14 protein-coding genes are annotated in these 14,567 nt (G+C 53.3%); 9 read left to right on the forward strand and 5 right to left on the reverse strand.

What is annotated here, in order from left to right; translation table 11 throughout:
* Nucleotides 1–12: 12 nt before the first annotated feature.
* From KUO20_RS09080 to mpl, 3 genes are read right to left on the reverse strand one after another with little or no spacing between them, the layout of a single operon-like run.
* A complete protein-coding gene (locus KUO20_RS09080; RefSeq protein ID WP_235039563.1) occupies nucleotides 13–636 on the reverse strand; it encodes a LysE family translocator in 624 nt (207 codons plus the stop codon).
* Between the two features lie 3 nt (nucleotides 637–639).
* Complete coding sequence (locus KUO20_RS09085) at nucleotides 640–1,305, reverse strand: flavin prenyltransferase UbiX (protein ID WP_275415630.1); 666 nt, start codon at nucleotides 1,303–1,305, stop codon at nucleotides 640–642.
* Nucleotides 1,302–2,696, reverse strand: a complete 1,395-nt coding sequence (gene mpl, locus KUO20_RS09090; RefSeq protein ID WP_235039564.1) for a UDP-N-acetylmuramate:L-alanyl-gamma-D-glutamyl-meso-diaminopimelate ligase — start codon at nucleotides 2,694–2,696, stop codon at nucleotides 1,302–1,304. The genes KUO20_RS09085 and mpl overlap by 4 nt, the downstream gene beginning before the upstream one ends.
* Nucleotides 2,697–2,974: 278 nt before the next feature.
* On the opposite strand from mpl, the gene KUO20_RS09095 reads away from it, so the two are divergent.
* Nucleotides 2,975–3,361, forward strand: a complete 387-nt coding sequence (locus KUO20_RS09095; RefSeq protein WP_235039565.1) for a glutaredoxin family protein — start codon at nucleotides 2,975–2,977, stop codon at nucleotides 3,359–3,361.
* 37 nt (nucleotides 3,362–3,398) lie between these two features.
* Here the strand turns inward: KUO20_RS09095 and KUO20_RS09100 are convergent, their stop codons facing one another.
* A complete protein-coding gene (locus KUO20_RS09100; RefSeq protein ID WP_235039566.1) occupies nucleotides 3,399–3,917 on the reverse strand; it encodes a hypothetical protein in 519 nt (172 codons plus the stop codon).
* 274 nt (nucleotides 3,918–4,191) lie between these two features.
* Here KUO20_RS09100 and KUO20_RS09105 point away from each other — a divergent pair, with 274 nt between their 5' ends.
* The 7 genes from KUO20_RS09105 to pepQ all read left to right on the forward strand — a co-directional run bounded on the left by KUO20_RS09105 (nucleotide 4,192) and on the right by pepQ (nucleotide 12,385).
* Nucleotides 4,192–5,772, forward strand: a complete 1,581-nt coding sequence (locus KUO20_RS09105; protein ID WP_235039567.1) for an ABC transporter substrate-binding protein — start codon at nucleotides 4,192–4,194, stop codon at nucleotides 5,770–5,772.
* 189 nt (nucleotides 5,773–5,961) lie between these two features.
* Complete coding sequence (locus tag KUO20_RS09110) at nucleotides 5,962–7,011, forward strand: ABC transporter permease (protein WP_235039568.1); 1,050 nt, start codon at nucleotides 5,962–5,964, stop codon at nucleotides 7,009–7,011.
* A complete protein-coding gene (locus KUO20_RS09115; RefSeq protein WP_235039569.1) occupies nucleotides 7,008–7,982 on the forward strand; it encodes an ABC transporter permease in 975 nt (324 codons plus the stop codon). The genes KUO20_RS09110 and KUO20_RS09115 overlap by 4 nt, the downstream gene beginning before the upstream one ends.
* 7 nt (nucleotides 7,983–7,989) lie before the next feature.
* The gene (locus KUO20_RS09120; RefSeq protein WP_235039570.1) at nucleotides 7,990–9,006 is read left to right on the forward strand and encodes an ABC transporter ATP-binding protein; all 1,017 of its coding nucleotides are present in this window, start codon (nucleotides 7,990–7,992) and stop codon (nucleotides 9,004–9,006) included.
* On the forward strand, nucleotides 9,003–10,082 hold the full coding sequence (locus KUO20_RS09125; RefSeq protein WP_235039571.1) for an ABC transporter ATP-binding protein: 1,080 nt from the start codon (nucleotides 9,003–9,005) through the stop codon (nucleotides 10,080–10,082). The genes KUO20_RS09120 and KUO20_RS09125 overlap by 4 nt, the downstream gene beginning before the upstream one ends.
* Nucleotides 10,083–10,128: 46 nt before the next feature.
* Nucleotides 10,129–11,040: a LysR family transcriptional regulator gene (locus KUO20_RS09130; protein ID WP_235039572.1), complete on the forward strand. Its 912-nt coding sequence runs from the start codon at nucleotides 10,129–10,131 to the stop codon at nucleotides 11,038–11,040.
* 46 nt (nucleotides 11,041–11,086) lie between these two features.
* Nucleotides 11,087–12,385, forward strand: coding sequence for a Xaa-Pro dipeptidase (gene pepQ, locus KUO20_RS09135; protein ID WP_235039573.1), 1,299 nt, complete (start codon nucleotides 11,087–11,089; stop codon nucleotides 12,383–12,385).
* A 183-nt stretch (nucleotides 12,386–12,568) separates the two neighbouring features.
* Here the strand turns inward: pepQ and KUO20_RS09140 are convergent, their stop codons facing one another.
* A complete protein-coding gene (locus tag KUO20_RS09140) occupies nucleotides 12,569–13,180 on the reverse strand; it encodes an OmpW/AlkL family protein (RefSeq protein ID WP_235039574.1) in 612 nt (203 codons plus the stop codon).
* A gap of 532 nt (nucleotides 13,181–13,712) precedes the next feature.
* On the opposite strand from KUO20_RS09140, the gene KUO20_RS09145 reads away from it, so the two are divergent.
* Nucleotides 13,713–14,567, forward strand: coding sequence for an AAA family ATPase (locus tag KUO20_RS09145; RefSeq protein WP_235039575.1), 855 nt, complete (start codon nucleotides 13,713–13,715; stop codon nucleotides 14,565–14,567).

Here is a 14,567-nt window from a genome sequence, read left to right on the forward strand (position 1 = left end):
GCTAACTATTAGCTAACCTAACGCCAGCCATAGTCCCACGCCAATCATCAGCGTACCGGCTATGCGATTTAGCAAACGCACGTTGCCGCTTTTTCCCAGCACATTGCGCAACGTTTTGCCGCCGGTGGCATAGACCAGCATGCTCGCAAACTCGATAGTCAAAATCACTGCGATCAGAAGACTGAGCTGACCTAAAAGGGGGCGCTCACCGTCCAGAAATGGCGGCAGTAACACCATAAAAAAGGCCCAGCCTTTGGGATTGGCGACGGCCGTGACAAAGCCTTGCATAGCCAACTGAAGACGGCTGGCCGGTGGCCCAGCATTTAGCTCGCTAGGGATCGCCATACGCCCGCGCGAGCGCCACATCATGATGCCTAAATAAACGAGATAAGCGCCACCCACCCATTTAAACAGCACAAATAATTCAGGCTGACGCAGCATGAGCGCGGCAACGCCCGCACCGGCGGCGGCGGCAACTAAGCCCACGCCCACCAGCTCCCCGATCATCATCCATAGCGTCCGCTTAACGCCCTGGGTCATCCCAAGCACCATGGCGAGCGTCATGCACATCCCTGGCGTTAGTGAAACAAATAGAAACGTTGGCACAAAAACTGAAAGTGTCGCCCAAGACATCATCTATCAATCTTCCTGTGCAGAAGGAGGAGTCGCCGCACTGCCCGCTTCGCCCCAGCGAGGGACCAGCGTATGTTCAATGCCCAGCTGGTTAAGAATACGCGCTACGATAAAATCAATAAGATCATCAATGCTTTGAGGGCGATGATAAAATCCTGGCGCAGCAGGCAAAATGACCACCCCCAGGCGGCTCAACGCCAGCATGTGCTCAAGATGAATAGGCGACAGCGGGCTTTCGCGCGGCACCAGCACCAGCGTGCGACGCTCTTTAATGGCGACATCCGCCGCTCGCTCAATCAGGTTATTGCTGGCCCCGGTTGCGATAGCTGACAGCGACCCAGTAGAGCACGGGCAAACGACCATGGCCGAGGGCGCGCCTGACCCTGATGCCACGGGTGCCATCCAGTCTTCACGCCCAAAGCAGCGAATTTGCCCAGCCTGCGCGCCACTGCGTTCAGTTAGCGCTTCCACTAACCGCTGTGGCTGCGCGGGGAGTGAAAAAGACGTTTCAGTTGCGATCACCATGTGGGCTGCTTTTGACACCATGACCCACACTTCATGCCCGGCGGCGACCAATACATCAATCAGGCGTAAACCGTATTGCGCTCCCGAAGCCCCCGTCAGCGCCACAGTGATAGGCTTTTTGAACGATATACTGCTTGTGTTTGTCACGCTTGACTCTCCTTGGCGACTGTTAGCGCGGCAAGCAGGCGCTCATGAACACCTTCAAAACCACCGTTGGACATAACCACAACGCGATCTAGCGGTGACGCCTGACTAATCACGGCCTCTACTAGCGCCGTAATCTGGCTAAATAGCTGCCCACGGCCATCTTGTTCGGCGACAAGCTTCTCCATCGACCAGTCCAGCCCGCTCGGTTGAAACCAAAACACAGCATCAGCGTCAGCAACGCTTTCAAGCAAACGCTCGCGTAGCGCGCCTAGGCGCATGGTGTTTGAGCGTGGCTCAATAACCGCCAGTAAGCGTCCTTTGGTAGTGGCGGCGCGTAGCCCTTTGAGCGTCGCGGCAATCGCCGTAGGGTGATGGGCAAAGTCGTCAATCACCTGAATGCCATTGATTTCACCGCGCACTTCCTGGCGCCGCTTGGGCGTTTCAAAGCGCGCCAACGCGGCGCAACCCCGGGCTAAATCAACCCCGCACAGGTGCGCAGCTGCTAGCGCGGCAAGCGCATTACGCGCGTTATGTTCTCCCGTTAGCGGCCACTCAACGACAGCGTCTTCATCCTGGCCATGCTCATCCGCACAATGGATGACCTGAAAGCGGCTGGCATCAGCACGTTCCAGGCGCAGCTGCCACTGGCTATTATCTTGATCGCCAAAGCGCTCGACCGGCGTCCAGACACCCTGCTCCAAAACGCGGTCAAGGGCGGGCTGCTCGTCGGCAACCAGCAAATGGCCCTGACTGGGCACGGTACGAATCAAGTGATGGAACTGGCGCTCAATGGCAGCCAAATCGGGAAAGATATCGGCATGATCAAATTCAAGATTATTGAGAATTGCGATGTTCGGGCGATAGTGAACAAACTTGGATCGCTTATCGAAGAAGGCCGTGTCATATTCATCGGCCTCGACCACAAACGGCGCCCGTGGATCGCCTAGCCGTGCCGATACGCCAAAGTTGCGCGGCACGCCGCCAATTAAGAAGCCCGGCGCTAAACCGGCACTTTCTAACAGCCACGCAACAATGCTCGCCGTCGTGGTCTTGCCATGGGTGCCGGCAACGGCAATAACGCGCCGTCCTGGCAGAACGTGCTCCGCTAACCATTGCGCACCCGAGGTATACGGCAAGCCGCTATTGAGTAGTGCTTCGACCTCTGTATTACCGCGTGATAGCGCATTACCTACGATGACAAGATCGGGAGCTGGCGATAAATGCTCTGCTGCATAGCCCTCCATCAAGGTAATCCCAGCATCAGTCAACTGAGTACTCATGGGCGGATAAACATTCTTATCAGAGCCGCTAACTTGATGACCCAACTCGCGCGCCAGTAGCGCTAGGCTGCCCATAAAGGTGCCGCAGATACCAATAATATGAAGGTGCATGCCTCTCGCCCCGTTAATCGCCAATAAATGATTCCAACTAGTTAACTGCCCATAAATGCATTACAAAACAGTCAAAATAGGCGTAAAAATAGCTAAATAGCCTAGCATGCTGGTGCAATTTGCTCATCACCTCATCGCTATAAACCGCGATTAACGCCAGGCAAACCTCTTCAAGTGACAAATCTCTTCAGTTGTTGCAGGATGCGGCCACTCTTTATGCGTTTTATCGCCAATTTATTGACCCACTTGCCACGCTGTTATCAGCCAAGGAGCCCTATATGCGCATTCTTATTCGCTACTTTTTCCGTGGTCTTCGCGTCGTACTCGCCCCCGTCATGATCATGTCGGAAAAGCTCACTACGCCGACGTCAATTGAGCGCACCCCTGAAGATCAGGCTCGCGTTGATCTAGCGTGCCAGGGCCTTGCACTGTATCAATTTCGCACCTGCCCTTTTTGCATAAAAGTACGTAAAGAGATTGCGCGCCTGGGATTGAATATCGAGCTACGCGACACTCAGCTTGACCCCGCTCACAAGCAGGCGCTCTTCGAAGGCGGCGGCCAAAGTAAAGTGCCGTGTTTAAAGATCACTCATGACGATGGGCGTGAGGAATGGATGTACGAGTCAGATACTATTAATAGCTGGCTGCATCAGCAGTTCGGCTAAGCGACACAAGTAGGCCCGGCGACGCTGGGCCTTAGATTTAAAACTCTATTTTCTGCGCCTCGATATCAAACGTTACATCAATATCAATGCTTTCGTTCGGATCAGGCGGATCACCTAACTGAACTTGAAGCGCCAGCATCCCTTGGATGGTGCCCGCTACATGCAAGGCTTGGCCATCGCGCTCGTAGTGCGTCAGAGAGACCGTCACGTCACCGCCGTCAGAAGTATATAAAGGCGGAGACGTCGATGTGCCAATAAGCTGAAGAACGTCGGCTCTCATCAGCTGACCATCACGCACGGTTAGGCTAATAGACAGCGCCTCTTGCGCATCCCAGCGCTCAGGGTCGATAAAACCGGTGATCTCGATGTTAATGTCGTCACCAAATTCGACGAACGAGGCATTTGAGTCATCACCTTGGCTTAATACAAACCATTCTTGTGAATCGCCCTCAAGCGTTCCTGCAATGTCCGGTGACTGATGCGGCGATTGATCAGAGGCCAAGCTACCGACGGGTAACCACCCGGCTATTACGGCGATGCCAATTTGTTTCCACATGGAGAGTCCCTCCCTGATGTATGCGCTATTTTACGTACAATACTTTTGCCAAGTCAGTAGGCGATTGTACGCTGTTCTTAGCGCTGTCATTTAGTAGACGAATGATGCGTGTCATTATTTCGATTGTATGAGGCTATGGGTATTCACTATGTTGTTAGCATAGCTTACGAGCTGACCGTGTCTGTTTTACTGGTGTTTTCTGAACTTAGCGTATCGATTGATACAAGAAAACATCAGTAAGATTAATAATAAACAATGAATAAAGGGAACGAATATGACGTTCAAGAAGACTCTGCTAGCCTCTGTTATCGGTGCAGTGGTTGCCGGTACGACGCTGCTGCCGATGACGGCTAGCGCTGAAACGCTGCGTATTGGCTACTCTGCTGATCCTGAAACCCTCGATATCCATGAGCAATTGTCTGGCGGCATGCTGCGCCTCTCACATCTGACTTTTGATCCACTTGTACGCTGGACGAAAGACTTTCAATTCGAGCCTCGCCTAGCCAGTGAGTGGGAACAGGTTGACGACACCACCATGCGCATGACGTTGCGTGAAGGCGTCACCTTCCACTCGGGGAACCCCTTCACTGCTAAAGACGTGGTTTGGACCATTGAGCGTTTAAAAGAAAGCCCGGACTACCGCGCCATTTTTGAGCCGGTAGCGAGCGCCGAAGCCATTGACGACTATACCGTTGAGATCGTTACTACCGAGCCTTACCCGCTGCTGCTTAACCTTGCCACCTATATATTCCCAATGGATAGCGAGTACTACAGCGGTGAAACCGACGATGGCAAAGACAAAGCTGAAATAGTTAAAGCCGGTAACTCCTTCGCGTCACGCAACATATCCGGCACAGGCCCGTTCATTGTTACCGATCGCCGCCAGGGCGTACGGGTTGATTTTGAGCGCTTTGACGACTACTGGGACACTGAAAGCGAAGGCAACGTTTCAAGCATCGTGTTAACCCCTATTGCTGAAAATGCCTCGCGCGTTGCTGCCCTGCTTTCAGGCGGTGTCGACTTCATTGATGCCGTACCGCCCAACGACTTAGATCGCGTGCGGGAAGCTAACGGCGTTGATTTGGTTGAGATTGACGGTACACGCATTATTGGTTTCCAAATGAACGAAGAGCGTGTGGAAGCCTTCCAGGACGTTCGTGTCCGTCAAGCCGTTGATTTAGCTATTAATCAGGAAGGTATTGCCGATCGTTTGATGCGCGGCTTCGCCACCCCGGCCGGCCAGTTCTCACCGATGGGCTACTCAGGTCACAATCCGGATTTAGTGCCGCGCTATGACATTGAACGTGCCAAAGAGCTAATGGCCGAAGCGGGCTATGAAGATGGCTTCAGCGTTGAAATGATCGCGCCTAACAACCGCTATGTGAACGATGCTCAGATCGCTCAAGCGGTATCCAACATGCTGGCGCAAATTAATATTAACGTTAACCTGCGCACCATGCCGCTTGCCCAGTATTGGCCGGAGTACGATACGCGCGAATCAGATATGGCGATGCTTGGCTGGCACTCGGATACCGAAGACACCGCTAACTTCTTCCAGTACCTCTCCTTCTGCATTGATGATGAATCTGGCGTTGGCCAATACAACTACGGCAACTATTGCAACGAAGAAATCGATGCATTGGTCACCGCGGCTGACAGCGAAATCGACCTAGAAAAACGCAATGAAATGCTCCGCGAAGCTGAGGCCATGCTGTATGAAGATGCCGGTTTCATCATGCTGCATTGGCAGGATCTTGCCTACGCCGCCGCAGAAGGCATCGACATTGAGCCAGTGGTCAACGCCATTGACTTCCCTTACCTAGGTGACCTGGTCATTAATCGCAGCGATGATTAATCAATCAATCGCGAGTTAGTGACACTGCGTTAAGCAAGTCACTGCAGCGTTAATTGCAAAAAAGCTAATCGCGAGAATGCTTCGCTCCTTAAGCGTTTAAGGAGCGAAGCCTCTTAATTGGCGGTCAATAATGTTGCATAACGTGTCCCAACCCCCTTTGTTGAACCCATTATATAGGTGGCGTACGCCATGATTGCCTTTCTAATCAAGCGGCTGATGCACGCGGTTTTGGTGATGTTTGTCATCAGCGTGCTGGCCTTCGCCATTCAGGACAACCTGGGTGACCCCGTACAACAAATGGTGGGCCAGTCGGTACCTGAAAGCGAGCGAGAGGCTATTCGCGAGCGCTTAGGCCTAAACGACTCCTTCCTGGTGCAGTACGTGCGATTCGCCAAAAACGCAGTGCAAGGCGATTTTGGCGATTCGTACTTTTACCGTGAGCCTGCACTGCAGGTCATTGGCCGCCACTTACCGGCCACGTTAGAGCTGGTGTTTGCAGCCACGCTAATTATCATGCTGTTCTCGGTGCCCATTGGCGTTTACAGCGCGATAAAGCCCCGCTCACCGATTTCACGTCTGTTCATGGGCGTCTCGATTATCGGCATTTCGATACCGGTGTTTCTTACCGCGATCGTCCTTATTCAGATTTTTGCCATTGGCGTTACCGTCACCCTGTTTCCAGAAAGCACGGGCTGGGGCGCATGGCTTAACAACTTCTTTTCCACTGAAGGCAACATGCCCTCCTTTGGCCGCGGCTATGACTTGGTCAATGTCGTAGGCAATTGGGACACCAACTTAGCCACCTGGAATGGCCTGCAGCATTTGGTACTCCCCGCCGTTTCACTGGCCTCTATCATGCTGCCGCTGTTCATTCGTTTGATCCGCGCTGAAATGATGGAAGTACTCCAGTCAGAGTACGTTAAGTATGCGCGCGCTAAGGGCATTTCTATGCGCCGCGTCTACTTCGTTCACGCGTTAAAGAACACCATGCTGCCCGTTATTACCGTTGGCGGCGTGCAAATCGGCACCATGGTGGCTTATACCATTCTGACAGAGACCGTTTTCCAATGGCCGGGCATGGGTCTGATGTTTTTAGACGCTATTAATCGTGCCGATATTCCGCTGATTGTGACCTACCTGATGATTGTCGGCGTCATATTTGTGATCACCAACACCATCGTGGATTTGATTTACGGCTTCGTGAATCCCACTGTTAAACTGACAGGGAAGCCCGCATGACAATGACCACTAAATCATCACCGGCCCAGTCTTCATCGACTAAGTCCTCCCCCCCCGGCCGCTGGGAGCGTCTACGCGACTCTTATTTATGGTACAGCTTTAAACGCGACCGCACGGCGCAGCTATGCCTAGCCGTGTTTATCTGCATGGTAGTTGCCGCTTTTGCCGCGCCGCTATTGGCGCCGACTGATCCTTATAACCTGGCTCAGATCGACATCATGGCTTCAGAAATGCCGCCCTTCTGGATTGACGGCGCAGACGACCGTTTTGCCCTGGGCACCGATGCCCAGGGTCGCGACCTTTGGTCGATTGTACTTTATGGCACACGCGTCTCTTTACTGATCGGTTTTGGCGCCGTGATTCTGCAAGCCCTGATTGGTATCACCTTTGGCTTGATGGCGGGCTACCTTGGCGGCCGAGTCGATACTCTGCTGATGCGCCTTGCCGACATTCAACTATCGTTTTCGACCTTAATGGTCGCCATCGTGGTCGGTGCCGTGGTCAAGGCGACGATGGGCAGCGCGTTCTATAGCCAATACGCGGTGATGATGCTGATTTTAATTATCGGCCTAGCCGAGTGGCCACAGTATGCCCGCACAGTAAGGGCCTCTGTACTAGCAGAGAAAAACAAAGAGTATGTGGACGCCGCTCGCGTCATGGGCCTGCGCAGCAAGCGAATTATGTTTCGCCATGTACTGCCCAACACTATGTCGCCTATCTTTGTTATCTCAACAGTCCAGATTGCCAACGCGATTATCTCTGAAGCGGCGCTGTCGTTTTTGGGGCTGGGAATGCCGGAAACGCACCCATCGCTAGGATCACTGATCAAATCTGGCTTTGACTACATTCAGTCGGGCTCCTGGTGGATCACCCTGATTCCGGGCCTGGTGCTCGTTGTACTGGTGCTGTCGATCAATCTACTCGGCGATTGGCTGCGTGATGTCATGAACCCACGACTCTATAAAGGCTGAGGACACCATGGCACTACTTGAAGTCAACAACCTCGATGTTCGCTTCGCGCTTCGCCAGGGCGACGTACATGCCTTGCGGGATATTAATTTCAGCCTTGAGCGCGGCGAGCGCCTGGGCATTGTCGGTGAATCCGGCGCGGGCAAGTCGGTCGCTGCGTTTTCGCTGCTCAACTTAATTGCTAAACCGGGCTTTATTGCGGGCGGCACCGTTAATTTTGACGGCCAGGTGCTTAATGGCATGTCGGAACGCGGCCTGCGCAAAGTACGCGGCAACCGCATCTCGATGATTTTCCAAGATCCAATGATGACGCTCAACCCCGTGCTGTCTATTGGCGAGCAGATGATCGAGTGTTTAAAAGCCCACCGCCGTATTTCTTCCAAAGATGCCCGCGCGATTGCACTCGACAAACTGCGCCAGGTGCAAATCCCCTCACCGGATACACGCTTGGATCAGTATCCGCATGAGCTTTCAGGCGGCATGCGCCAGCGTATTATTATTGCGATTGCCCTGCTGCTTGATCCAGACATTATCATCGCCGATGAGCCGACCACGGCGCTTGATGTGACGATACAAGCTGAGATCATGGCCCTGCTGCTGGAACTCTGCGAACAGCATAACGTGGGGCTTATCCTGATCACCCACGACCTTGGCGTGGTCAGCCAGGTCACCCAGCGCATGCTGGTCATGTACGCTGGTCGCGTGATAGAGCAAGGGCCAACGCGGGAAATTATTAACGATCCGCAGCATCCCTATACGCAAGGCTTAATCAACGCCCTGCCGCAGATGGCAACGCCCGGCGAAAGGCTCAATCAGATTCGCGGCAGCATGCCGTCACTTTCTAATCTTCCCAGCGGCTGCGCGTTTCATCCGCGCTGCGATTTTATCAATCGCGCGGATGGCCAGCCTCGCCCGGCCTGCACGCAGCAAGTGCCCGAATTTGTCGAATCAGGCAACTGCCGTGTTGCGTGTCATATGGTGGCTGAAATGCTTGAAGACCGCCGCTTGAAGGAGGAAACCTCATGAGTTCACAGCCTGAGGCTATAGCGGATAATCCGACCACGATTCCTACCCCACGTCAGAACGAACAGAGCGCTGATTCGCTGCTGCAGATTCGCGATCTCAAAAAGCGCTTTTCGCTCTCGGGTGACTTTCTAGAGCAGCTGCGCTTCAAAGGCGGCAAGCTGATTCGCCACCAAGAATACGTGCATGCGATCAACGGCGTGAATCTAGATATCAAACGCGGCGAAGCGCTCTGTGTCGTGGGCGAGTCAGGCTGCGGCAAGTCCACCGTCGCGCGTACGGTCATGGGGCTATTGGCACCGTCAGAAGGTGAAATTTGCTACGACGGCAAGCGTATTGACAATCTAAGCTCGCGCCAGCTGTTGCCGTACCGCAAGCGTATGCAAATGATTTTCCAGAACCCCTACGCGTCGCTGAACCCGCGCATGACCATTCAGCAAACGTTGGAAGAGCCGCTGCGCCTGCATCATCCTGATTGGAAACGTCCGCAGGTTCTCGATAAGGTTGAGCAGGTAATGCGCTCAGTGGGCATTGACCCAGACTGGGGCAAACGTTTTGGGCACGAGTTCTCCGGTGGTCAGCGCCAACGTATCGCTATCGCGCGCGCCTTGGCCGTTGACCCTGAGTTTATCGTGGCTGATGAGCCTATTTCCGCACTCGATGTTTCCATCCAGGCCCAGGTGCTTAACCTGCTGATGGAAGCTCAGCAAGAGCGCAATCTCACCTATCTCTTCATTACCCACGACCTTGCGGTCGTCGAACACTTTGGCACCCGTGTGGCGGTGATGTACCTAGGCACGGTCTGCGAGATAGCCACCACGGCGACGCTGTTTGAAAAACCACGGCATCCCTACACCCAGGCGCTACTCTCAGCCATTCCGCGCCTGAAAGATGATCGCCCGCAGCACATTCGCTTAACCGGTGAAGTGCCCACCCCGGTGAACTTACCCAGCGGATGCGTATTTCATGGCCGCTGCCCGTATGTTAACGCGCGCTGTAAGCAAGAAATCCCCCTGTTGCAAACCCAGGATGACGGAACGCGCGTAGCGTGCCACGCTGTTGAAGAGGGGCGCCTATGAAATGGGCGGCATACATCCAGCGAAGAAAGGCATGGAGAGGTAAAGCATGGAAATTCGCTGGCTAGAAGATTTTATTGCCCTGGCCAGAACTCGGCACTTCTCACGCGCAGCAGATGATCAGCACGTTACGCAGCCCACCTTCTCCCGCCGTATTAAATTACTTGAGGAGGAGATGGGCGTAACGCTGATTAACCGTCAAACGCTGCCGCTTTCGCTCACCCCCGCCGGGGAGGAGTTTTTAACCCTGTGTGAGCAGGTAACCGAGCGCGTGCGGCTAACCCGTGTGCGTGTACGCGAAATCAATGCCGGCCAGCAGCGGCGTATTATGGTCGCGGCACCACAGAGCCTGCTGCCCCATTTTCTGCCTGAATGGCTAGCGTCTACGGGGTGGCAGGATCGCGTGCAGCCCTATCTGCGCGCGACGGGCTGGGCGGCCAGCGACTACTTTCAAGCCTTAGCACGCGCCGAGTGTGACCTTGCTATTTGCTACTGGCCGATTGGGCGCTGCGACCTTGATATTGATACTAGCGCCTGCAACTACCGAGTCATCGGCCACGAAAGGCTGATTCCAGTGACGGGGTTAAATGCCGAAGGAGCCCCCTGCGCGCTGCTGCCTGGCTCACGTGACCAGCCGGCGCCCTGGCTGGCTTACCCTAAGCGCGGGCTGCTTGGGTCTGCGGTTAAAGCACATTTGGCCAGGTTGCCACAGAGCACCTATTTAACCGCGCAGAGTGAAAACCTTTACGCCGCGGGCATAAAAGAGCTGGTGCTATTGGGCTACGGCATGAGCTGGCTACCTGAGCGCAACGTAGCGTTAGAGCTTACTCAAGGGACCCTGGTGCGAGCGAGCGACAGTCGCTGGGATGTGCCTATGGAACTGCGCCTATATCGGCATAAAAGCCATCACCACGCTGAACTTGACGGGTTCTGGAGCGAGCTCGCACCGCCCCGCGCGTAATGATGCCGTCTTTGAGAAAACTTACTTGAGAAAGGGCACTGCTTGCATGTCAACGACTCTATTTAATCTGCAGCGCGAACATTTAATACATCTGCAAAATGCTTACGCGACAATACTGGCCGAGCATCAATTGGATAGCCTGGCCATTTACAGCGGTCACGCTAGCGACCATTTTGCAGATGACCACGCTGCCTCGTTTCAAACCTACGGCCATTTTATGCACTGGGTGGGCCTAGCTGACGTTCAGCATAGCTGGCTGATTATTCAACCCGAAAAACGACCCCAGCTTTATCTTTATGCCCCGGCTGACTTTTGGCACCTGCCCACGCATCTGCCTGAAGAGCCCTGGGTTGCCGAATTCGATATTCATTTATGCGGCGATAAAGTTGCCCCGCCACTGGCTGGCAAAGCTGCCATTATTGGTGATATTGAACGCCTCCCCGCTAGCACCCTGCAATCGTTAAACGCCGAACGCCAGCCAACAAAAATCGTCCAGGCCCTGGATGAGCTGCGACTATTCAAAACGCGGTATGAAATTGCCTGTCTGCGCGAAGCAAACCGTGTAGCCATAGCGGGGCATCAAGCCGCACAGGCCGCCTTTATTGGCGCCTCAGGTGAGTTGGATATTCAGTTGGCTTACTTAGCGGCGAGTCGTCAGCGGGAATCAAGCGTCCCTTACCAGAACATTATTGGTTTAAATCAACATGCCGGTGTTCTGCACTACCAGCATTACGATCTCAAAGCACCTAAACAACGCTATAGTTTATTGGTGGATGCAGGCAGACGCTTTCGTGGCTACTGCGCGGATATTACCCGTGCATACGCCGGCCCCGATGCACCCGCGGCCTTTGGCGAGCTAGTCACGGCAATGCATGGCTTAAAAGATGAGTTAGTCAAAGGCGTAGCGCCCGGCGTTAGCTTTGTGGCGCTCCACGAGCAAATGCATCATCACTTAGCTGAAATACTCATCGCCCACGAACTCTTCAAGGGCACTGCCGAGCAAGCCGTTGCTGAAGGCGTCACACGAGCATTCTGCCCTCACGGGCTAGGCCATTCGCTGGGTCTTCAGGTGCACGATGTAGCCGGATTACGCCACCCCGACGGAACACCAGCGCCAGCGCCCGAAAACCACCCGGCTCTGCGCTTAACGCGCACGCTGCGCCCCGGCATGGTGGTTACCATCGAGCCAGGCCTGTATTTTATCGACATGCTGCTTGACCCGCTGCGTAACTCTTCACTACCCATTAACTGGCCACTGGTAGACCAACTCTCGCCCTGTGGCGGTATTCGCATTGAGGATAATGTGGCGGTGACGGAAAGCGGTTTTGACAATCTAACGCTCTGAAAGCGTGTTGCCAACATTTATAACATCTTATTAACGTTTAGAAAGTCTTATCAATGTATAGAATGCACATCGCCCGGCACAAGGCCGGGCGATGATTTACTAACACTTTATATGACACGTGGTGCCACATAGAGCCTAAGTCACATAAAATTTATGTCTATATAAAATCAGGCTATATAGAACTTAGAAGCGGTAAGTCACACCGCCGCCAATAGTGACAGGCTCGATATCAATTTCGCCAACTTGGCCAGCGCCATTTGCGTTGATATCAGCACTAACGTCAGCATAGCTAACATAGCCGTTAAGCAGAATATTCTGAGTGATCGCAAGGTCAACGCCTGCTTGGCCAATCACACCATAGCTTTCATCAACGTTGAAGCCGCTCGGCTCGCCAGAGAAGCGCGTGTAGTTGAGACCAGCACCTACATAAGGCTGAACGCGTGAATCTAAGCCACCCATCGGGTAGTAATTCACAAGCAGGTTAATAGGCAGGCGGTCAATGCTACCAACGCCACCGGCAGATGCCGTATTAAGCTCGTGCTCAAATTTCTCAGAGCTGTTTAGCTCCAGGCCTACTTTATCGGTAAGGAGATAACCAGCACCGAAAGTAAAGCCGCTTTCGCTCTGCACATTAAGTGAATCACCCGCTACGTTACCATTACCTGAACCTGTATTGGTCTTGGCAACACCGCCACGAACGAATACGTCGCCAGCGTTATAAGCGAGAGCCGCTTGGCTTGCCAGTGCGAAACTAGCAGTGATTACAGCGGCGGAAATCAGTTTCATATTGCTCATCAGATTTATCCTCTCTATGCAGCGCTAGTTCCCTTGCGCCTTGGTATTACGGTGCCGATTATCCGGCTTTCCTGTACAGTATATAGTATACGAACAGTGTTTCCAAATTGCATGTAAAATATTGTTATAAGAAATCAAAGTCTGATAGTTTTTCCCACGCATAAAAAAAGTCCCCCGAAGGGGACTAGGTGGAGCACGCCAGCTCACTCTGTGTATCGCTAGGTTGTCTAGCGATGTAGATGATGAAGGGAGAGCAACACATTAATCGCCACGTCACTCTGTTCAATCATCCTTTGCCATATATATTGCGATTCGCATGCCAAATAAAATAAAATCATTATATTTTAGATGCTTATACAAAAATAAGGCGCGACCTAATACTTGAAGCAAAAAAAACCGCACCAGGCCAAAGCATTAATCGGGTGCGGTGCATCATCGTAGCGCAGAGTAGTCAGTTGGCCTTGGGGTTTGCCCTCACGTACACTTGTTTGAATATTTCCCAACACGTTTTCGATAAGCCGAGGCCCTTCCCATGGCGTTTGAATCCACTTCTTCCTATATCGCAACCGACGCGCTTAAGCAGGCGGTAAATGCTGCCGTTGTGTTGGAACGCCCGCTTTTAATCAAAGGCGAGCCAGGTACTGGTAAAACTCTGCTGGCCGAAGAGCTGGCCGAGTCGCTCGGCACCAAGCTGATCACTTGGCACATTAAGTCCAGCACCAAAGCCGCCCAAGGGCTTTACGAGTACGATGCGGTTAGCCGCTTGAGAGATTCCCAGCTGGGCGTCAAAGGCGTAGAAAATGTGGCTAACTACATCAAGCCCGGCAAGCTTTGGGATGCCTTCACGGCGAATGAGCGCGTTGTGCTGCTGATCGACGAAATCGACAAAGCGGATATTGAGTTCCCCAACGATTTACTTCAAGAGCTGGATCGTATGGAGTTTCACGTTTATGAAACCGGTGAAACTATCCGCGCCGAGAAGCGCCCAATTATCATCATTACGTCAAATAATGAAAAAGAGCTGCCCGATGCTTTTCTACGCCGCTGCTTTTTCCATTACATTGAATTCCCCGACCGAGAGACCATGCAGGCGATTGTCGATGTTCACTTTCCAGATATCGCTCCCCGAATGTTCAGCGAGGCGTTAGAGGTATTCTTCGATTTGCGCAACGCCCCTGGTTTGAAGAAAAAACCGTCAACCTCGGAACTGGTGGATTGGCTAAAACTGCTCATGGCGGATGAGCTTGCTCAGGAAGCGCTGTATAACCGCGATCCGGCCAAAGCACTGCCACCGATGGCCGGTGCGCTGGTTAAAAATGAACAGGACACCCATCTGCTTGAGCGCTTAGCCTTTATGATGCGTCGCCAAAAAGGCGCGGGCCGCTAA

Origin of the sequence: Vreelandella profundi, assembly GCF_019722725.1 — a bacterium.
GTDB lineage: Bacteria > Pseudomonadota > Gammaproteobacteria > Pseudomonadales > Halomonadaceae > Vreelandella > Vreelandella profundi.